Raw genomic sequence first — 17,138 nt, forward strand, 5'->3', positions numbered from 1 at the left:
CGCGCCCTGCCCGCCAGGCACCGGCCTCGTTCCACAGCGAGACCACGGAGAAGCCCGCCACCTTCCTCATGACCGTGATGAATCCGCCCCCACCGGGGGCGGATTCCGCGCAGAAGGAGCGTCACGTGGGCGACGACCACGTTGATCCGAACTACCGCGGCGACCCTGCGGACTACCCGCTATACCTGCGGCTCCTCGCCGAAAGGGACAGGCTCCCGGCCAAGTTGCGGCCCCGTGAACCTGATCCGGAGGGGCCGCGCAACCTGGCCGCACTCGAAGCGGCGATCAGCACCCGATCCAGGAAACGAGCGTCATGACCAAGGGCAAGCCGACCAGCACCTCCGGGGCAGGGCAGATCAGCGCCCCCGACCGGACGCCGCCGGTACCGGGCGCCATGTGGTGCAACTCGTGCTCTTCGTGGTGCTGGCCGCCCGGCATCTGCCGCTGCAACAACCGCTGACACGAAGCCGCGAAGCGGGCGCCCTGATCGGCGCCCGCTTCCGTATCTCCGTGTCCAAGCAAGCGGGGCTAGGCTTGATCTTGTGTAGGGCGCGGGGAACGGCCTACAAGAGGGACGCCACGCCCGTGAACGCCACGCCCGCCAACATCCCCGACGAGCTGCTGCCCTTGGCGGTGCCCGTCGCCGACCTCACGCCGTTCCACCGCAATCCCCGGAACGGCGACGTCGCCTCCATCCGCGAATCGCTGACCGTGAATGGCCAGTACAAGGCCATCGTCGTTAACCGGGGCACCCACACCGGGCGCCCCGGCGAGATCCTCGCCGGCAACCACACCTTCCAGGCCGCCGTCGACCTCGGGTGGGAGATCATCGCGGCCACGTGGGTCGACGTCGACGACGAGGCTGCCACCCGGATCGTGGTCGTCGACAATCGAACCTCGGACCTCGCCGGCTACGACTCGGCCCTGCTGGCCGAGATCCTCGAGGAACTCCCGGACCTCCACGGCACCGGCTACGACCAGACAGCTCTCGATGAGCTCCTCGACACCTCCCTGCCCGCGGTCCTCCCCGCCGAGACCATCGCTGGCGAGGGAGAGAAGATCAAGGACGAGCACCTCCAGTGGGGCTTCATCCAGTGGGGCACGACCCGAGTCCAGATCACCGTGGACGAGGTCGAACGCCTCAACACGACCCACACCGCGTACTACGAGCGCCGCGGCACCGACTCCGGCTTCGGCCACTATCTCCTCGACACCGGGGTGGCCGCCGGCGACGACCAGGAGGCCGCCGATGCCTGAGTTCGTCGCGGACTTCCCCCTGGCCGGCCTGAAGCCCGCTCCCTATAACCCGCGGCGCCTGTCCGAGGACGCCTTTGAACGCCTCAAGCAGAGCCTGGCACTGTTCGGCTGCGTCAAGCCGGTCATCGTCAACGGCAACGGCATCCTCATCGCCGGTCACCAGCGCACCAAGAGCCTGAAGGCCAACGGCGAGCAGACCGTGCCCGCCCTCCTGCTGGGCAAGCACGTGACCACGCACGACGAGGTCCAGTTCAACCTCCTCCACAACTCCGTGGAAACCGACGGCTCTCGGGTCCGTGCCCCTATCGCAGCTGATGACGTCCATGGGTGGGAGTGGATCGAGCCCCAGGACATCGCCATCACGGCGCGCGGCAATGCCGCCATCCAGGAAGAGATCCGCCGCCTTGTCACCCGGTACGGGCCCTGGGGATCGATCGTGGCCGACTCTGCGGGCCGCGTCATCCTCAACAACGACTACGCAGTCGTGGGCCACGATCTGAAATACCCGGTGCTGTGCTACCGCGTGTCCGTGCAGGAGGCTGACGAGCTCATCGAATGGTTGGAAGGCGACTACGGCGTCTACGACTACACCCAGCTCGGCATCAAGGCGTACAACCAACACTGGTGCCAAATGCACCGCCTCGGCGGCGACGAAGGGGACTCCCACAAGTCCACCACCTACGAACGCTACGTGCTGCCCGAAATCAAGCGGGGGCAGCGCATCGTCGACTTCGGCGCCGGCGAAGCGGCGTACATCAAGCGCCTCAAGGAACAGGGACACGACGCCCACTGGTACGAGCCCCACGTGAAAGCCTCCGGCAAGAAAAACGCGCTCGACATCGCGGCGACCGTGTCCCACATCCGGGACCTCCAGCGAGACGTCCAGGCCCACGGGCTCTACAACGTCGTCGTCCTCGACAGTGTCCTGAACTCCGTCACCTCGCTGGAGTTCGAAGAGCACGTCATCGCCTCCTGCAACTCGCTGCTCGACGCCTCGGGCGTCTTCTACACCGGCACGCGCTCCCTCGGCTCCGTCGAACGGAAGCTCGCGGGCCGCAAGCACCGGAACAACGGCAACTACCGGCGAGCCCTGGAGTTCCTGGACGAGAACGGCTTCGCCGCGACCTTCCGCAGTGGGGTGTGGACCATGCAGAAGTTCCACACCCCAGAGACCCTGCGTGCGCTGCTGTCGAGATACTTCGCCGACGTGGAGATCCTGGGCAATCCGAACGGCGGGAACATCTACGCACGCTGTCGCCGGCCGCTCCCCATCGACCCCGCTGTTCGTCGCGAGTCGCTCGAAATCGAATTCAACATGGAGTACCCGCAGGGATACCGGCACAACCGGCACAAGCCGCTCGTGCAGACCCTTTTGGACATGTGTGAGCGACGAAATGCATAAATCGGAATTCCCTCCAATTCTTATATAATTAGAGGGTGAATGTTTCATTTCCGAGGGGGGAATTCAGTGAAGTCGCCAACAATCCGAATTGAACGCGGGGAGAGGCTTTACCACTACCTGTGGCTCAAGTACGTCACGGGTATCGACCTCACCCAGCACTGCGCCCGCTCCCTGCACGGTCCCTACAGCCGGGACGTGCAACAGGACGGCCCGCAGGACCTCACCACCACGCTCGACGCGAACCGGTACGCCATCGCGTACTACCTGTGCGGTGTTACCACCGGCCCCTACCGATGGGAGGACAACCCGCACCTCGCCTTCGAGCGTGCGCCCGGTTATCACGTGGAGATCCAGGTCAAGGACCTCAAGGTCACCCTCACCGACGCCCGGCCGATCCCGTTCACCGACAAGCACATCCCGCCCGACGACCCCAACGCCGGCGACAAGCGGTTCGCCACCTGCCGGAACTGGCAGTTCGCCCACCACCTGCGCGCCGCGGGCGTTGTGACGATCCCAGGCGAGCGCCCGCGCGGCCTCGGAACGGGCAGCGTCCCCGGACAGATGACGCTGTTGTAGCAGTGCACCGTCCGGCCCCGCCTCCGGGGCCGGACGGTCGCAGCCGTTCTGCCCGAACCGTGAACCTCACCGACGTTCCATCCGGGCAATCCTGTTGGAGTGCGATCATGGTTCCGGGCGCGGGGGCGCACCGAGCTGTGGAGGAGCCCCGCGGTGGGACGCCCTGACAAAGCCGCGCGTGCGGCCATCGCGCGCCGCCGCTCGGACGCCATCGACCTACGCCTTGCCGGCGTCGACTGGCTGACCATCGCCAGGAAGCTGGCCGCAGACCCAGCCGTGAATGCCGACGGGGTGGCCTACCCCCAGGGCTACGGGATCGAGCGGTATCGCAAGGGCCAAGAGCACCCCGACGACCAGGCCCTCATCCACGCCGCTTGCCGGGACGTCCGCAAGGCCCTCGACGACCGCCGCACCGAACTGAACCACGACGTCGACGAGATGCGGGCCCTTGAGGCAGACCGGCTCGACCGCCTCTTCCTGGTCGCGTACAGGAAGGTCGTGCGCGACCAGGACCTCACCGCGATCGACCGCGCCCTTCGCGTCATGGAGCGCCGCGCACGTCTCCTCGGCCTCGACATGCCCACGAGGACCGAGCTCGCCGGCCCCGAGGGCGGACCGGTCCAGATCGCGAACACCACCGTGGACGAACTTGCCGCGCTCATCGACCTCACGGACCAGGCCGACAGCTGATGACCGGCCGAGACCGCGAGGCACTCCTCGCGCACTACCGCACACTGCCCCCAGAGCAGCGCCGCGCCATCGCCGCACAAGCCTCCCCGGAACTCCGCGCCCAGCTCGTCGTCGTGGAGAAACGTCTCGCCATGGACCGCTCTCCGGGCGCCCTGGCCGCCGTCCTCACCGACGGCCGCGAGATGCAGGCCCCGCACCTCGACCTCATCGACAAGGCGTACATCGACATGGCCGAAGGGCGCCTGGACCGCGTCATGCTCACCATGCCCCCACGGCACGGCAAGAGCCGCCGAGCCAGCCGGTGGGCCCCGCTCTGGTACCTGCGACGCAACCCAGGCCACCGCATGATGATCGCCAGCTACTCCTCCGACCTGGCCGACGACCACGGCCGCTGGATCCGCGACGCCATCCTCACGTGGGGCGAAGACCTCGGCATCCACCTCAAGGCGGGCAGCTCCGCCGCGAACCGGTTCGACATCGCCGGCGGCGAAGGCGGCCTCCTCGCCGCAGGCATCGGCGGCGGCCTCACCGGCCGCGGCGCCCACATCGCCATCGTGGACGACCCCGTCAAAGACATGGCTGACGCGGACAGCCCGACCATGCGCAAGCGGGCGTGGGACTGGTGGACCTCCGTCCTCCAGACCCGCATCGAGCCCAACGGGGCGATCTGCGTCATCCAGACCCGCTGGCACGAAGACGACCTCGCCGGCCGCATCCTCGCAACAGAACGGGACGCCTGGCACGTCATCGACCTGCCCGCCCTCGCCGACAGCCCCGACGACCCCCTTGGCCGCCCCCTTGGCCAGCCCCTCTGGCCCGAGCGATTCGACACGACCCATCACGCCAAGACCCGCAAGCGCGTCGGCGAACGCGTCTGGGGAGCCCTCTACATGCAGAAGCCGCGCCCGCCCGAGGGAGGCGTCTGGAAGCGGAAGTGGATCGAGGCCGCCCGTATCAACGCCGTCCAGTTCTCCGGCCTCGACATGGCCCGGATCGTCGTCGCCGTCGACCCCGCCGGAGGCGACTCAACCGTGAACGACGAGACCGGCATCATCGGCCTTGGCCGCGACTTCGACCGGCACCTCTACCTGCTGGCCGACAGGTCCGGCCCCATGGGCGCCAACGACTGGGGCATAGCCGCCTGCCGCCTCGCCCTCGAACTCAAAGCAGATGCCCTCGTGGTCGAAAGCAACTACGGCGGTGACATGGCCAAGCAGATTCTTCGGCAGGCGTGGGAGCAGCTCCGCGCCGACGGCGTCACCAAGGGCTTGCTCATGCCGATGATCCTGGAAGTCACTGCCAAGGTCGGCAAGCGGCTTCGAGCCGCGCCCGTGGCGCAGCTGTACGACCAGGGACTCGTCCACCACGTCGGCGAGTACACCGAACTCGAAGACCAGATGGTCACCTGGGTCGAAGGCATGGACAGCCCCGACAGGATGGACGCTGCGGTACACGGCCTGACGGAGCTCGCGGACCCCGACCAACTCGACGTCATCGTCAACGACACCGAGGACGGTCGCTTCGATGGGCGGAGGTAGCCCCAGGGGAGTCGTGGATATCCCCAGCCCTGTGGAAACCGGTGCCGAAACGGCCCGATGAGGAAACGGCCCCGTATAGCGTCGCGATCATGCTGATGAATGGAAGAGCGGCACGGGCGGCCGCTGTTGGGATGGCCCTCTGGGCAGGGCTGATGGCGTGCGCGGGCGCACCTAGGGAGCCCTCCTTCGAGGAGAAGCGGGACCGGCACGTTGCCGAGCTGAAGGCTGCGGGTGACCAGGGCCGCCGGGAGGCACTGCTCGCCCAGCGCCGCAAGCTGGCCGACGGCATACCCGCCTCCGCCTCAAGCCCCACCCGCGCTGAATGCGAGCAGCGGTGGACGGACACGGGAGGGAAGGAGAGGACCGCAGGCGCGCGTGATGCGTTCGTCGGCGCCTGCGCGAGCTTCCCGGTACCTGGCCTGCCCGGTCATCCCGCAGCGGTCGCCGAGGCTGAGGCGGCCCCCTGAGCATCACTGCACGGCCTTGCCGCCTAGGAGGCCAACCATCGCGCCAAAGCCGAGCTGAGCGAGTGTCGAGCACGTGTCCATAGCCGACTTGGCGGCCTCGGTTGGCTCCTTGACGAAGACGCCAATGCAGATGCTCGCCAACAGGGTGAGCAGCGTGATGACCAAGACCCCGATGAAGACCATCTTGAAGTGCGGGGTGACTGTGGTCACCTGCGTCTCAGGCGTGGCTGGCTCGGTTGCCACCGTAGTGGAGGCGGGGATGGCCTCTTCAGACATCGCTACCCTCCTCCGAGTCTGTTGTCCGGGTGGCAGGAGGGGGATTAGGAGCCGCCTCGGCTAGAAGGGCGGCGAGGAGTGCCTGAACTTCCTCCTCGCTGGCTCCAGTGACCGTCACCCGCTCGCTACCTCGGCGGATGATCACGCTGGTATCGCGCGGGCGATGGAAGACAGTCCGCAAGACGCTCCGGGTGCCCGACGAGGCCAAGTAGAGCAATGCTGTCGCCACTACAGGCGTGATCACTTCAATCCATCTCATCGCCCCACCCCCAAGTGAAGGCTCGATGCGGTGTATGCGTGCCAGCCGCAAGTCTGACTCCGCGATTCGAGGTGGAGGAGGGGAATCGGCAAACTGCCAGGCTTGAGGACGCGCGTAATCTGAACAGGCGGCGCGGGGGCCGACCGCCTGGAGAACGCTGTGGGCCTGCGCAAGCTGATCACCGACGTATGGAGCTGGCTCGACTACAAGCCGGTCATGGCCGACCCCCGCCGCCCCGGCCGCAACGCCTGGTCCGACCTCACGTCCTCATGGGTCCCGGATGAGGACCTGCGGCGCCTGTCCGCGTACCGGCTGCTGGCCGCCTACGACTCCAACCAGGCTGGCCAGGTCGCCGCTATCACCGGGGACGACAGCGCGGGCGGGGAGCGGCGGGAGCTCGGCGATGCGAGCAAGCTGATTGACACCGCGCTGGGCTACCTGCTCGGCTCGGAGCAGACGATCACCGTTCCCGGTGCGGAGCAGGCCGCCGGCGAGCAGCCCGAAGGGCATGCCGAGGCCGCCGCCGTTCAAGAGCGTCTCCGGGCCTGGGCGGAGAAGGAGCTCCTGCCGCTTCGCCTCCAGCAGGCCGAGCGGACCGCGATCCTCCTTGGCGACTCCGTCTACTCCCTGGCCTGGGACCCCGCCAAGGGCCGCGTTCTGCTCCGAACCTGGGACCCGGGCCTCTACTTCGCCGAGTGGCCGGACGATGAGCAGGACTCCGGGGAGTTCCCGACGCGCGTGCACCTCGCCTGGGAGATCCCCGAGGACGTACGCCGCGGCACGAAGGCGAGGCTGCGCCGCATCACCTACGAGCTCGCGCCGATCGCGCCGGCCAGCCGCCCCGCCACGAACAAGGACGGAGCTCGCTTCCGTGAGCCTGTTGCCGGAGACGACGGTGTCGCGCTGCTTGTGCCTGGCGATGTCCAGGATCCCAAGACTGGGGTAATCACCCGCGCCTACCCGTGGGCGGCAGGGCGGCCCTCGGCGTACACGTGCTACCTCACCGACGCCGAATGGGACCTGGACGACCTCAAGCACTCTGACCTGCTGTACGACCTGCCCCTCCACAAGGCGACTTTCCGAGCCCGCTCCGACGGCGAGGTCCTCGACCGGCTCGACCTCCAGGTCGACTTCATCCCCCTGATCCACATCACCAACAACATCCCCCACTCCGGTGACCACTGGGGCAAGCCCACCCTGGCCACCGTCCTCCAGGCCCTCGATGAGCTGTCCGCCACAGACACGGACGCCTCCGGGGCGAGCGCCACGACCGGCTCCCCGATCATCGGGCTCGCCGGCGCCCGACTCCCGATCGACCGGAACACGGGGCAGCCCCTGCCGGTGAAGGTCCGGGCGGGCACGGTGTGGCAACTCAATGACGGCGGCCGCATGGACGTCCTCGACACCTCCGCCCAGCTCGCCGAACTCCGCTCCCGCGTCGACCACGTCCTCGACAGGATCGCCGCCAACAGCCGCATCACCGCCGCCGGCCTCGGCACCCTGGATCCCACCGCCTTGCCGTCCGGCTACGCACTTCAACTCGCCCTGGGGCCGCTCGACTCGCTCGTCGCCGCCATGCGGCTTGCCCGCGCCCACAAGTACGCGATCATGCTGCGCATGGTGCAGCGCCTCCACCAGGCCGGTCAGGCACAGGGCTGGCCGGTGGGAGAGTCGGCGCCCGCACACCTGGCTTGGGGTCCCCACACCCCGACCGACCGAGCCGCCATCCTTGAGGAAGTCGTCAAGGGCGTCGGTGCCGGAGTCCTCTCGGTAGAGACCGGCGTGCGCATGCTCCAGGACGCCGGGTATCCGATCGACGATGCGCAGGACGAGATCGAACGCATCCAGTCCCGGTCCTTCGACGCCGCAGCCCGTCTCGCTGACGCCACCGGCGACAACGGAGCCGTGCGGGAATACCTGGGGCTTCCCGAGGCCGCTACTGTTCCGCCCGTTCCTCTAATCCCTGTAACGAACTAGGGGCTGCCTGCCCCCTGGAAAGGCGAACTACACCGATCCGCCGGACGCTGAGATCATGAGCGGAGGGTCACCTGTTGTGCCTGCAATGCGCATGTAGGCCGTCACTATCTGTGCGAATGGCGGTGAGAGGTAACGGATTGGCGATGGCCTACGCGACCGCGGAGTGCTCCGGCTGCTTGGCTGCCTGAGTCATCGTGGGTAGTGGCGGTAGAGTGATCACTTTTGCCGTTGGATTCGCGCGTGCGTGCCTGGTCCGCACGGGCCCTTAGGGCGCGACGGTCGCTAATCAAGATCAGGATGCCACAGGAAACGACCCCAGCCGTCAGTAGGCCAGGAACCAACAGGTCATTCCACATCCTGGTCTCCATATCTCTCTGCCTCGCGCTGGAGCGTACTGGCAGGGGTCCTAGGTGTAGCGGTCTTCGTCGGGGCTCGGGGGTGTTTCGCCTGGCGAGTTCCGGAGTTGTACTCGGCTATGGCCCGGTCGCCGACGTCCTGTTCGACTGCGGCCAGCCACTTTTTCGAAGGCACTGCGCACAATACGCCGAATATCCCACAAGTAACAGCATAGGCGAACACCCCGAATGCCTGCCAGGACAAGCTGGTGGGAACCGATTGGTGATCAACCTCTGCTGACGCGAAGTGGCCGTAAAGATCGGCCGAGTCAACGATCAAGCCTATGGACAGTGCCATCATCACCGGCTTTGCCCAAAGCATCACTTTTGATCGTGCGGGGGAAAGTTGGAGATCCAGCATTCCGCCGAGGAGAATGATCAAGGCGGCCGTCAGGAAGGTGGTGCTACCTATGATCTGTTCCCAACTGCCCCCCGCGCTGGTCATCTTGCGAATGAACGCACCAGCGGGGGCCACGACCAGGAGGATGAACCATAGGGTTAGGTGGAGGCAGCGACCCGGGGTGTGTTTGGTATCCAAAGACCCACCTCCCAAGCTTCCGCCGCGGGTGGTGTCGTCGAACTGGCCGGTCAACTCGCGAGCCACTCGGATACTTTCAGGGTAAATTCAGTAGGTTGGCCTCGCAAACGCGGCTAGGCCCTCAAGGGGGGCTGCGTGTCTCCCGTCCGCTGAATGCGACGACAGTTCCGGGAGGATCAGTCGCCGCCGATGTTGTCGAAGCCCTTCAGGAGAGGCTCGAGTTCGAGGGCGGCACCGCACAACGAGCACAGGCGGATACCCGGCCGCTCGGCAAGATCGAGAGCCTGCTCCCAGGTCAAGGCGGGAACGCCAGTCGGGGCGTCGGCACAGTCGACGGCGTGGAGGACCGCGCGGTCGGGACCGCGGCGACCGAGGGACTTCGAGACCCAGCCCGGCGGGCGACGATGGCCGAGTTCGCGCTCCACGGAGTCCGGCGTCGGGAGGGGGCTCGTGGGGACGGCCGCGTACACCGACGGATCTACGCCGTCGGTTGGTCGGGCATGGCCGGGCGCATCGACCCACATCCGCGCCGGCGCCGTCGTCATGACCCCGTCCTCATCGGAGACCCACAGGTCGACCGAGACGAGGTAGACCCATCCGCCCGGAAGCTGCTTTCGCTCCCAGAGCAGACCGGTCACCTCGCCGCCGGGAAGCAGGATCCGGACCGGCGGCGGCGTGAAGGCGCGGTGCGGCACGCTGTTGGGCACCGGTGCCGTGGATCTTGCCTTCGGGATGGCCACAGGAGGCGCCTTCCTACGCGGCGGTCACCCACCGGTGCGCACGGGCTTGCCGCCGGAGCTCAAGCATGGCGGCTGTCGACACCCCGCGCGTGGCCCAGAACGGGTGGGCGTGCAGCTGACACATCAGGATGATCATCTGGTGCCGGAGCGCCGTCGGGCTGGTCGCGGCGGGACGGTCCGAGAGCGCCGTGTAAGTACGGATCAGGCCGATCTGGATCTGAAGGAGATCGTCGGGGAAGCGGATTCGAGCCATGGCCCGATTAGAGCACGTGTTCGAATTTTTCCGCATCCCCGACCGAGCCGGTACCGATCTACCGGCGGACGACCAGATGCAGGAGACCGGCCAATCCGATCGCCACCGAGATTCCCGCGCCCAGGCCCTCGCTCCGGCCGACCACGACGCCGGCGATCCCGCTGACCAGCAGGATTACCACCCAACGCAGTGACAGGTCCTCGTCCACGCGCCCGCCCTCGCCTACGCTCATGCTGTTGCCCTCTCTCAAGGCGACCTCGACGCCTCCCGGAGCTGACCCGGGAGGCGTCCTTGTTGGTTCCAGCCTTCCGCCTCGGGTCGTCCAGTACTAGGCTTTGAGGCCGACAACATGGAAAGGGGGTTATCACTATGGTCGAGGAGACACCCACCGCAGCCCTGTCGTTCGTCGGAGAGGGGACCTCGGGATGGGTACGCGCCTTCGCCAACGGTGAGGAACTTGTCGACGTTACCTACTCCGACGTTCCGGGCCCATGGGTCTACCACGTCCAAGGGCGAATGGTGCACGGGAAGCCCGCCATCACCAGGCTGACGATCGCGCCACGGGATGCTGACAGCCCCGAGGCGATTACCCGGGACACCGTTCGACGCGCACCGACGGGGACCATCCTCGGGCGGGTCAAGAGCGCGCTGCGAGAGAAATGGGGCAACAAGGTCGACGATCTCCACACCCAGGCCAGAATCCAGTCGGTCAAGAACGGCCGCTCCTGGCCGGCCGAGCACTTCCTTCAGGTCGCCTGGTTCTGCATCGACGCCGAGCTGACCGACCGAGCGCCACGGCAGGTCATCAAGGACCAGTGGGGGGTCAGCGAGATCACGGCCAGCCGATGGCTCGCACGTGCTCGCGAACTGGGCTACCTGCCCGACTACCCGGTCGCGCCCGCTACCAGCCGGTTCGGCGGCAACAGTCAGATCGAGGCGACCCGTGTCGTCGAAGAGCTGATCGTCGAGAAGGTCTTCCGAGAGGGATTGACCGGAACGCGCGTCCCATCCGAAGTTTCGGCCGCGATTGGCGAGATCCTTCACCGTTCGGTATTTGGCTCGTCGGAGGAAGCCCGCTCAGTCCAAGTAGGCATCTTCACCGACGTCTTGGAGCGGATGGCCGACGAGTTCTCCGACAGTCAGGTCGGGGCAGCCGCCAATCAGCTCCTCGCCCTTCTGGCAAAGGAGCAGCCTCCGAACACGGATTGACCCAGGGGAGCAGGCCAGGACCCTTGGAGGCTTCGGAGCGCCGAGAGGTATCCGACGAGAGCGAGGCGAGCTTACGACCCCGTTCGGCGCGCTCCTGCCAGAGGAGCGGGTTACTGATGGGCGGCCCCACCCCCGTCGATACCGCAGGTCAATGCGGCCCTGACCACGCTAACAGCTCGCTCAGACATCGGCCTCGTCCTGGACTACCCGCGCCCATCGCCGTTTCAAGTTCGGAAAGTCTGAGTCATAAGTGATGCGAGATACCGTCCACTCTGGATCGAGTGATATGTCGGCCCTGGTCGATGTGGCTACCGTCTGAAACCCACGGGCGGGCGAGCTAAGCAGTTCCGACGAGTGGCGGAAGTCGGGGTAGATGCCGCTTTGCAGGCCGTCAATGAGTAGGAGCGTTGGCTGCGTCCGGGCGTATGTTTCCGCAAGGGCGACAAGGACTTCAAGGCCGACGGTGCTGCGGAGCGATTGATGAGACCCCTGATCCTTCATGACCTGGCTGCCGCTGACGTACTCAGCCCGAAGTTGACCTTCCTGGATCCAGACCCGCTTGACAGCTCCTCTTACGATCTCCGGAACGCTCAAGGCCAGTTTCCTGACTGCCCATTCATCCAGGCCCACCGTGGCTGCAAGGTCATCTATCGCGCGCGGTACATGTGACCACTGATCATGGGGCAGGTGGATGATTCGGTATGGCTGAGAGACGAACGGCACCTCAACTCCGTCGGCGGAGAAACGTAACTGATCCCCCTCGGCCCTGAATTCGGCACAGCGGGGCTGAGGGTCGTACCAGTTAATCGATGCATGCACTCTTGAGTTCGGACGGCTTACTCGTTCCATGATCGTTGATGGTGATGCCAGCGCGGAAAGGAGCGAGAGGAAGTGTGTCTTACCGACGCCGTTGGCGCCAAGGATCATGTTGCATCGCGAGAACCGCACGGTTGTTGGTTCCCTCAGCCAGACATCGTCATGGATTTCGATGGAGTGGATCCATCCGAACGGGCGAGAGGTCCCTCCGTGCTCCATGCGGATCCTGGTCTCGTGTAGATCTCGCCAGCCGCGAAGGAGCGATGCGGGGTAGGCGTTTCCGGCGTTGGTGTCGACTAGTCGGGCGCACTGGGCGCACAGCCAGATGGCATTCAACGCGTCACTCCGCTGGGAATGAGACAGACCACCCGTGCCACGAGGGCCGTTGGGGGCTGCGGCGTAGATGTGCGAGGCGGTGCCAGTGAGTTCGACGTCCGTGGCACCCGTACCGGGCCCGATAGTGAGCGCGCCGCAACCAGGGTTCGAACAGCGGAATGCGGAGCGTAGCGCCAGTGTGCGCTTGGTTCGCTCGCTGAAGTCAGCCCGCCGGCCGGATTGATCGTGTCCCACAGCATCCCCCCTCGATTCTGCTCTGGCAGCACCGTAGCGGGAGGCTGCTCAGTCAAGCCTGGTGGTGGCTCCCGAAACTGCCCGATCAGGAAACGGCCCGGCCTGGAGGCGGGGCTAAACTGATCAACGGCGTGGGGGCGCTGGAGACCTTGACGAGGTTCACGCATGACGCGCCCGCTCCCTTCGCCGCTCGCGCCGGTCGGCTACCGCCGAGACGGTCGCCCGATCTACCCGATTCTCGGTGCCGCCCCGAGCGACCCGTCGGCCGATCCCGCAGACCCGGCGGATCCGCCCGCCCCGACCGTGACCCAGGACGACCTGAACCGCCTCCTTGCCCGGGAGAAGACCCAGGGCGGACGAGCAGCCGTGAAGAAGCTCCTGGGGGACCTCGGATTCGACACCCCCGAGGCGCTTGGCGCGTTCATCACCATGAAGCGCGAGGCAGACCAGGCAGCCCTGTCGGAAGTCGAGCGCCGCGAGCAGGCGGCGGCCGAACTGGAGCGGCAGGCCAGCCAGCGCCTCGCCGATGCGGAGGCCCGGGAGCGGGCAGCGGTCCGCCGTGCCGTGCTCGCCGGACTGGGGGCAAGCGGCGAGGACTTGGCGGACGCCGTCGTCCTCGTCGAGCGGGCCCTCGTCGATCAGCCGGAAGCCGACGAAGCCGCCGTCGCCGCCGTTGCTGAACAGCTCAAGGAACGACGGCCGAGCCTCTTCGGGCAGCAGACCCCGCCGCCGGCGCCCGGAGGCTCGCCCGCTGGGGGCCCGCCGAGCCGTGGGGGAGTGCCGCCGCGACCGGGCGCCGCCGGTCTGGAGATGGCCCGCCGCCGCGGGTTCGTCTCCGGGTGAGCCACGCGGTAGCCACTCCCACCGGCGGGCAAGCCGGACCAGGGGACCACGCCCCGTCCTTCCGTGGACGACGCCACCACTCCTGGTGTGCGCCTGCCCCGCTTCGCGTCCCACGGAAGGACAGGCTGTGACCATCCAGCCCATCACGACGTCCGTGTCGTACACCGCTGACCGGTCCTGGCTCGGCAGCCTGCACGGCACGGACTCCACCGAGACGATCACCCTCGACGTCTCCAAGCTCGCCGCCGCGCACATCCAGGCGTCCACCGACACCAGCCAGCCGTACGGCCGGGTCCTGTCCGGAGCGCCGGTCGGGAAGATCACCGCCTCCGGCCTCTACGGGTCCTTCGACCCGGCCGCAGCCGACGGCCGCCAGAACCTCGCCGGCTTCCTGTTCGCCGAAACCCTGTACGCCCCGTCGGCGGCGAAGGTGCCCGCGGCGCTGCTGTGGCACGGCGTGGTCGTCACGGCGAAGGTGCCCGGCGGCATCGACACCACCAAGGTCACCGCGTCGGTGACCGGCCCGCAGATCCGGTTCGTGTGAGGAGACGACGATGACCATTCAGGACCTGATCAAGAACGTCTCGGTCAATGACCTGACCACCTTCGCCCGCGCCATCCCCTCCCAGGCGGACCACCTGCTCTCGAAGGCCGGCGGGATCATCCCGACCCTGGAACAGGACGAGGTGAAGTGGCGGGTCAAGGACAACGGCCGGTACGTCAACGTCGCCAAGTACCGGGCCTTCGACGCGTCCGTGCCGTTCGCGACCCGCGAGGCGTGGCAGACCACGCGCGAGGGCATGCTGCCCCCGCTCGGCCAGAAGCTGCTCGTCGGCGAGCAGGAGCAGATCCTCCTGGAGGCGTCGCGCGGTGCGGACGAGGACCGGCTGATCGAGCTCCTCTACGACGACACCGAGCGTCATGTCGAGGCCATCCGCTCCCGCATCGAACTCGCCTGGGGCGACGTGCTGACCGACGGCAAGTTCACCCTCGCCGCCGAGAACGGGCTCACGATCGAAGTGGACTGGGGCGTCCCGGCCGGCAACATGCCCACGGTGCCGAAGCTGTGGTCCGACCCGACGTCGGATCCGATCAAGGACGAGCTGGCCTGGATCCAGTACCTGGACGACCGCGGTGCGCCAGCGCCGGAGATGGTGCTGACCAGCCGCAAGGCGTTCTCGTTCCTCGCGGCGAACAACGCCTACCGCGCGGCGTACTACGGCAGCGTCAACCCCTCGAACACGCCGACGGCGACGCTCACGCCGCAGCAGATCAACGTGGTCCGCGACAACTACGGTCTGCCGCCCGTCACGTTCTACAAGGGCCAGGTCCGCGTCGAGGGCGTCCAGACCAAGGTGCTGCCCGAGGACCGGTGGATCCTGCTGCCCCCGGACCGCTCCAAGTGGGGCCAGAGCATCTTCGGCGTGACGGCCGAGGCTCTCGCCCTCTCGCGGGGCACGAACCCGGAGATCACGAAGGAGGACCGGCCGGGCATCGTCATCACCCGCGGCGCGCAGGACGACCCGGTTCAGATTTGGACCAAGGGCGCTGCCGTGGGCATGCCGGTCCTGCACACCCCGGACGCTCACATCGTTGCGAAGGTGATCTGATGGCCCGCCTCTCTGCCGCTGTCCACGTCCAGCATCCGACGACCCGGGAGTGGGTGGTCCTGGAGCCCGGTGAGGAACCGGCACCCGAACTCGCTGCCGAGATCACCAACCCCGGCGCCTGGGAGAGCGGCGTGCTGCCCGAGCCCGAGGACCAGGCGGAGGACGAGGGACCGCCCCCCTTCGGCTTCGCCCCGGACGAATCGCCCCAGCCGGAGCCGGAGCCGGAGCCGGAGCCGGACCCCGATCCGGAATCAGCGCCGACTCCGCAGCGCCGCCGCAAGACCGCCACCACGTAGCCCTACCCGACCGGGACCGCCGACTCGCCACGAGCGGCGGTCCCCCTGCTTCGCAAGGAGAGCCCGTGAACCCTGCCGTCCTCGCTTGGCTCCTCGCCCAGCTCGGGCCCACCACCGACCAGACCGACCTCACCGCCCGCTACGCACGACTTGCCAGCGCCCGGGAAGTCGCGCGCGAGGTCCTCTCCGAACGCCGCGCCAACCTGCTGGCCGAACCATTGAGGATGACGGTCGACGGCGTCGTCACCATCGACCAGAGCAACAACCTCCAGGGCCTCGAACGCCAGCTTGCTGCGCTCACCGACACCTCGGCCCCTGATGATCCGGTCATCGGCGAGCCAGGCATCGAGCTGGTCACCGCGCCGCTCGTACCGGCCCACCGGACTCGGTAGCCGCCATGGCGTACGACTGGCCGCCGCTGGTGCCCGGCGACCCGGACGAAGTCGCTCGGCGCGTCGCGGCCGTACTCGACGAAGCCTGGAACCGACTCGCCGCGCAGCAGCAACGCGTACTCAAGACCTTCGAACAGCAGCCCCGCGGCCGCCTGGTGCTGCTCATACTGGAGGAGTTCAAGCGCGCCATCCAGGCGTTCCGCCGCGAGGTCGACACCGAGGCCCTCGCATTCGTCCGCAGGCAGCTCCCGCACCTCTACCAGCAAGGTGCCGAGCATGCTGCCGCACGGCTCGGAGCACGGTTCACATGGACGATGATCCACCGAGAGGCGCTCCTCAGTCTGGCCAGCGATTCGTACGCGGACTTCCTCCGCCGGTCCGAAGAGGCCGAGCGGATGGCCACGGCGTTCTACCGCGCCGCGCGGGCAGCAGCGCGACGCGAAGTCCCGCTCCTGGCCGCAGGAAACGTCACCGCCAAGCAGGCGGCCGCGAACCTTGCAGCGCGGCTCCGTGACGATCACCAGCTGGCTCACGTCGTCTACCGCAATGGAGCCCGCGTTCCGGTCCGAGCCTGGGCGGAGGCGGCGACCCTGGCGAAGAGCGCGGTGGCCTACAACGCGGGCACCCTCAACCGCTCCCGTGAGGCCGGCGTCGTATACGTGGAGGTCTTCGACGGCATGGACTGCGGATGGGTCAGCCACCAGGACCCCGACAAGGCGGCCCGGACCATCCGAAGCGTCGAGGAGGCCGCAGAGTTTCCCATCGCGCACCCGCGCTGCCGCCGATCTTTCGGCCCTCGTCCGGACATCGAAAGCGGAGCGGTCACGTTCGCCGACTAGATACTGCAACTGCATCTGCGTGACGGATGTGGTGTGGGGCTCGTTGGTGTATCTGTGTGCCGATGAGCTGACGGTTGAGCAGGTCGAGTCGTGGTACTCGTTCGGAGCCACCCGGGGCTCCGAGGCGGCCCCGGCCGCGGGCCCTGGGGACCTCCGGTTCGGCCCTCTCGGGCACCGCACCGGCTCGCTCCGGTC

21 protein-coding genes are annotated in these 17,138 nt (G+C 67.4%); 15 read left to right on the top strand and 6 right to left on the bottom strand.

What is annotated here, in order from left to right; genetic code table 11:
• The first annotated feature begins 313 nt into the window (after positions 1-313).
• The 7 genes from ACZ45T_RS05445 (at position 314) to ACZ45T_RS05475 (ending at position 5,930) form a co-directional block, all read left to right on the top strand.
• On the top strand, positions 314-460 hold the full coding sequence (locus ACZ45T_RS05445) for a hypothetical protein (protein WP_468437717.1): 147 nt from the start codon (positions 314-316) through the stop codon (positions 458-460).
• Between the two features lie 125 nt (positions 461-585).
• A complete protein-coding gene (locus ACZ45T_RS05450; protein WP_468437719.1) occupies positions 586-1,257 on the top strand; it encodes a ParB N-terminal domain-containing protein in 672 nt (223 codons plus the stop codon).
• Positions 1,250-2,659: a ParB N-terminal domain-containing protein gene (locus ACZ45T_RS05455; RefSeq protein WP_314251001.1), complete on the top strand. Its 1,410-nt coding sequence runs from the start codon at positions 1,250-1,252 to the stop codon at positions 2,657-2,659. Before ACZ45T_RS05450 ends, ACZ45T_RS05455 begins: the two co-directional genes overlap by 8 nt.
• A 66-nt stretch (positions 2,660-2,725) precedes the next feature.
• Complete coding sequence (locus ACZ45T_RS05460; protein WP_314250999.1) at positions 2,726-3,235, top strand: hypothetical protein; 510 nt, start codon at positions 2,726-2,728, stop codon at positions 3,233-3,235.
• Between the two features lie 153 nt (positions 3,236-3,388).
• Entirely contained in the window at positions 3,389-3,925 is a 537-nt protein-coding gene (locus ACZ45T_RS05465) for a hypothetical protein (protein WP_314250997.1), read from the top strand.
• Positions 3,925-5,463: a terminase large subunit domain-containing protein gene (locus tag ACZ45T_RS05470; protein ID WP_468437723.1), complete on the top strand. Its 1,539-nt coding sequence runs from the start codon at positions 3,925-3,927 to the stop codon at positions 5,461-5,463. The genes ACZ45T_RS05465 and ACZ45T_RS05470 overlap by 1 nt, the downstream gene beginning before the upstream one ends.
• A gap of 131 nt (positions 5,464-5,594) precedes the next feature.
• Positions 5,595-5,930, top strand: coding sequence for a hypothetical protein (locus ACZ45T_RS05475; RefSeq protein WP_468437725.1), 336 nt, complete (start codon positions 5,595-5,597; stop codon positions 5,928-5,930).
• Positions 5,931-5,933: 3 nt separating this feature from the next.
• On the opposite strand, the gene ACZ45T_RS05480 is transcribed toward ACZ45T_RS05475, so the two are convergent.
• Positions 5,934-6,206 (bottom strand): hypothetical protein, encoded by a 273-nt coding sequence (locus ACZ45T_RS05480; RefSeq protein ID WP_468437727.1) that lies wholly within the window; start codon positions 6,204-6,206, stop codon positions 5,934-5,936.
• A gap of 418 nt (positions 6,207-6,624) precedes the next feature.
• On the opposite strand from ACZ45T_RS05480, the gene ACZ45T_RS05485 reads away from it, so the two are divergent.
• On the top strand, positions 6,625-8,442 hold the full coding sequence (locus ACZ45T_RS05485; protein WP_468437729.1) for a hypothetical protein: 1,818 nt from the start codon (positions 6,625-6,627) through the stop codon (positions 8,440-8,442).
• Positions 8,443-8,787: 345 nt separating this feature from the next.
• Here the strand turns inward: ACZ45T_RS05485 and ACZ45T_RS05490 are convergent, their stop codons facing one another.
• The 4 genes from ACZ45T_RS05490 to ACZ45T_RS05505 form a co-directional block, all read right to left on the bottom strand.
• Positions 8,788-9,312, bottom strand: coding sequence for a hypothetical protein (locus tag ACZ45T_RS05490; RefSeq protein ID WP_468437731.1), 525 nt, complete (start codon positions 9,310-9,312; stop codon positions 8,788-8,790).
• A 239-nt stretch (positions 9,313-9,551) separates the two neighbouring features.
• Entirely contained in the window at positions 9,552-10,115 is a 564-nt protein-coding gene (locus ACZ45T_RS05495; RefSeq protein WP_468437733.1) for a DUF6233 domain-containing protein, read from the bottom strand.
• 13 nt (positions 10,116-10,128) lie between these two features.
• Entirely contained in the window at positions 10,129-10,368 is a 240-nt protein-coding gene (locus ACZ45T_RS05500) for a hypothetical protein (protein WP_468437735.1), read from the bottom strand.
• Positions 10,369-10,426: 58 nt separating this feature from the next.
• On the bottom strand, positions 10,427-10,600 hold the full coding sequence (locus ACZ45T_RS05505) for a hypothetical protein (RefSeq protein WP_468437737.1): 174 nt from the start codon (positions 10,598-10,600) through the stop codon (positions 10,427-10,429).
• Between the two features lie 137 nt (positions 10,601-10,737).
• On the opposite strand from ACZ45T_RS05505, the gene ACZ45T_RS05510 reads away from it, so the two are divergent.
• Complete coding sequence (locus ACZ45T_RS05510; protein WP_468437739.1) at positions 10,738-11,577, top strand: hypothetical protein; 840 nt, start codon at positions 10,738-10,740, stop codon at positions 11,575-11,577.
• 180 nt (positions 11,578-11,757) lie between these two features.
• On the opposite strand, the gene ACZ45T_RS05515 is transcribed toward ACZ45T_RS05510, so the two are convergent.
• A complete protein-coding gene (locus tag ACZ45T_RS05515) occupies positions 11,758-12,612 on the bottom strand; it encodes a hypothetical protein (protein ID WP_468437741.1) in 855 nt (284 codons plus the stop codon).
• 516 nt (positions 12,613-13,128) lie between these two features.
• Here ACZ45T_RS05515 and ACZ45T_RS05520 point away from each other — a divergent pair.
• From ACZ45T_RS05520 to ACZ45T_RS05545, 6 genes are all read left to right on the top strand, one after another.
• Positions 13,129-13,806: a hypothetical protein gene (locus tag ACZ45T_RS05520; RefSeq protein WP_468437743.1), complete on the top strand. Its 678-nt coding sequence runs from the start codon at positions 13,129-13,131 to the stop codon at positions 13,804-13,806.
• 127 nt (positions 13,807-13,933) lie between these two features.
• Positions 13,934-14,350 (top strand): head decoration protein, encoded by a 417-nt coding sequence (locus tag ACZ45T_RS05525; protein ID WP_468437745.1) that lies wholly within the window; start codon positions 13,934-13,936, stop codon positions 14,348-14,350.
• A gap of 10 nt (positions 14,351-14,360) precedes the next feature.
• Complete coding sequence (locus ACZ45T_RS05530; protein WP_468437747.1) at positions 14,361-15,416, top strand: major capsid protein; 1,056 nt, start codon at positions 14,361-14,363, stop codon at positions 15,414-15,416.
• Entirely contained in the window at positions 15,416-15,712 is a 297-nt protein-coding gene (locus tag ACZ45T_RS05535; RefSeq protein ID WP_468437749.1) for a hypothetical protein, read from the top strand. Before ACZ45T_RS05530 ends, ACZ45T_RS05535 begins: the two co-directional genes overlap by 1 nt.
• A gap of 65 nt (positions 15,713-15,777) precedes the next feature.
• Positions 15,778-16,104 (top strand): hypothetical protein, encoded by a 327-nt coding sequence (locus ACZ45T_RS05540; RefSeq protein ID WP_369476656.1) that lies wholly within the window; start codon positions 15,778-15,780, stop codon positions 16,102-16,104.
• A 5-nt stretch (positions 16,105-16,109) separates the two neighbouring features.
• Positions 16,110-16,943: a hypothetical protein gene (locus tag ACZ45T_RS05545; RefSeq protein ID WP_468437751.1), complete on the top strand. Its 834-nt coding sequence runs from the start codon at positions 16,110-16,112 to the stop codon at positions 16,941-16,943.
• Positions 16,944-17,138 lie beyond the last annotated feature (195 nt).

Source organism: Streptomyces sp. NPDC030995 (assembly GCF_055571215.1).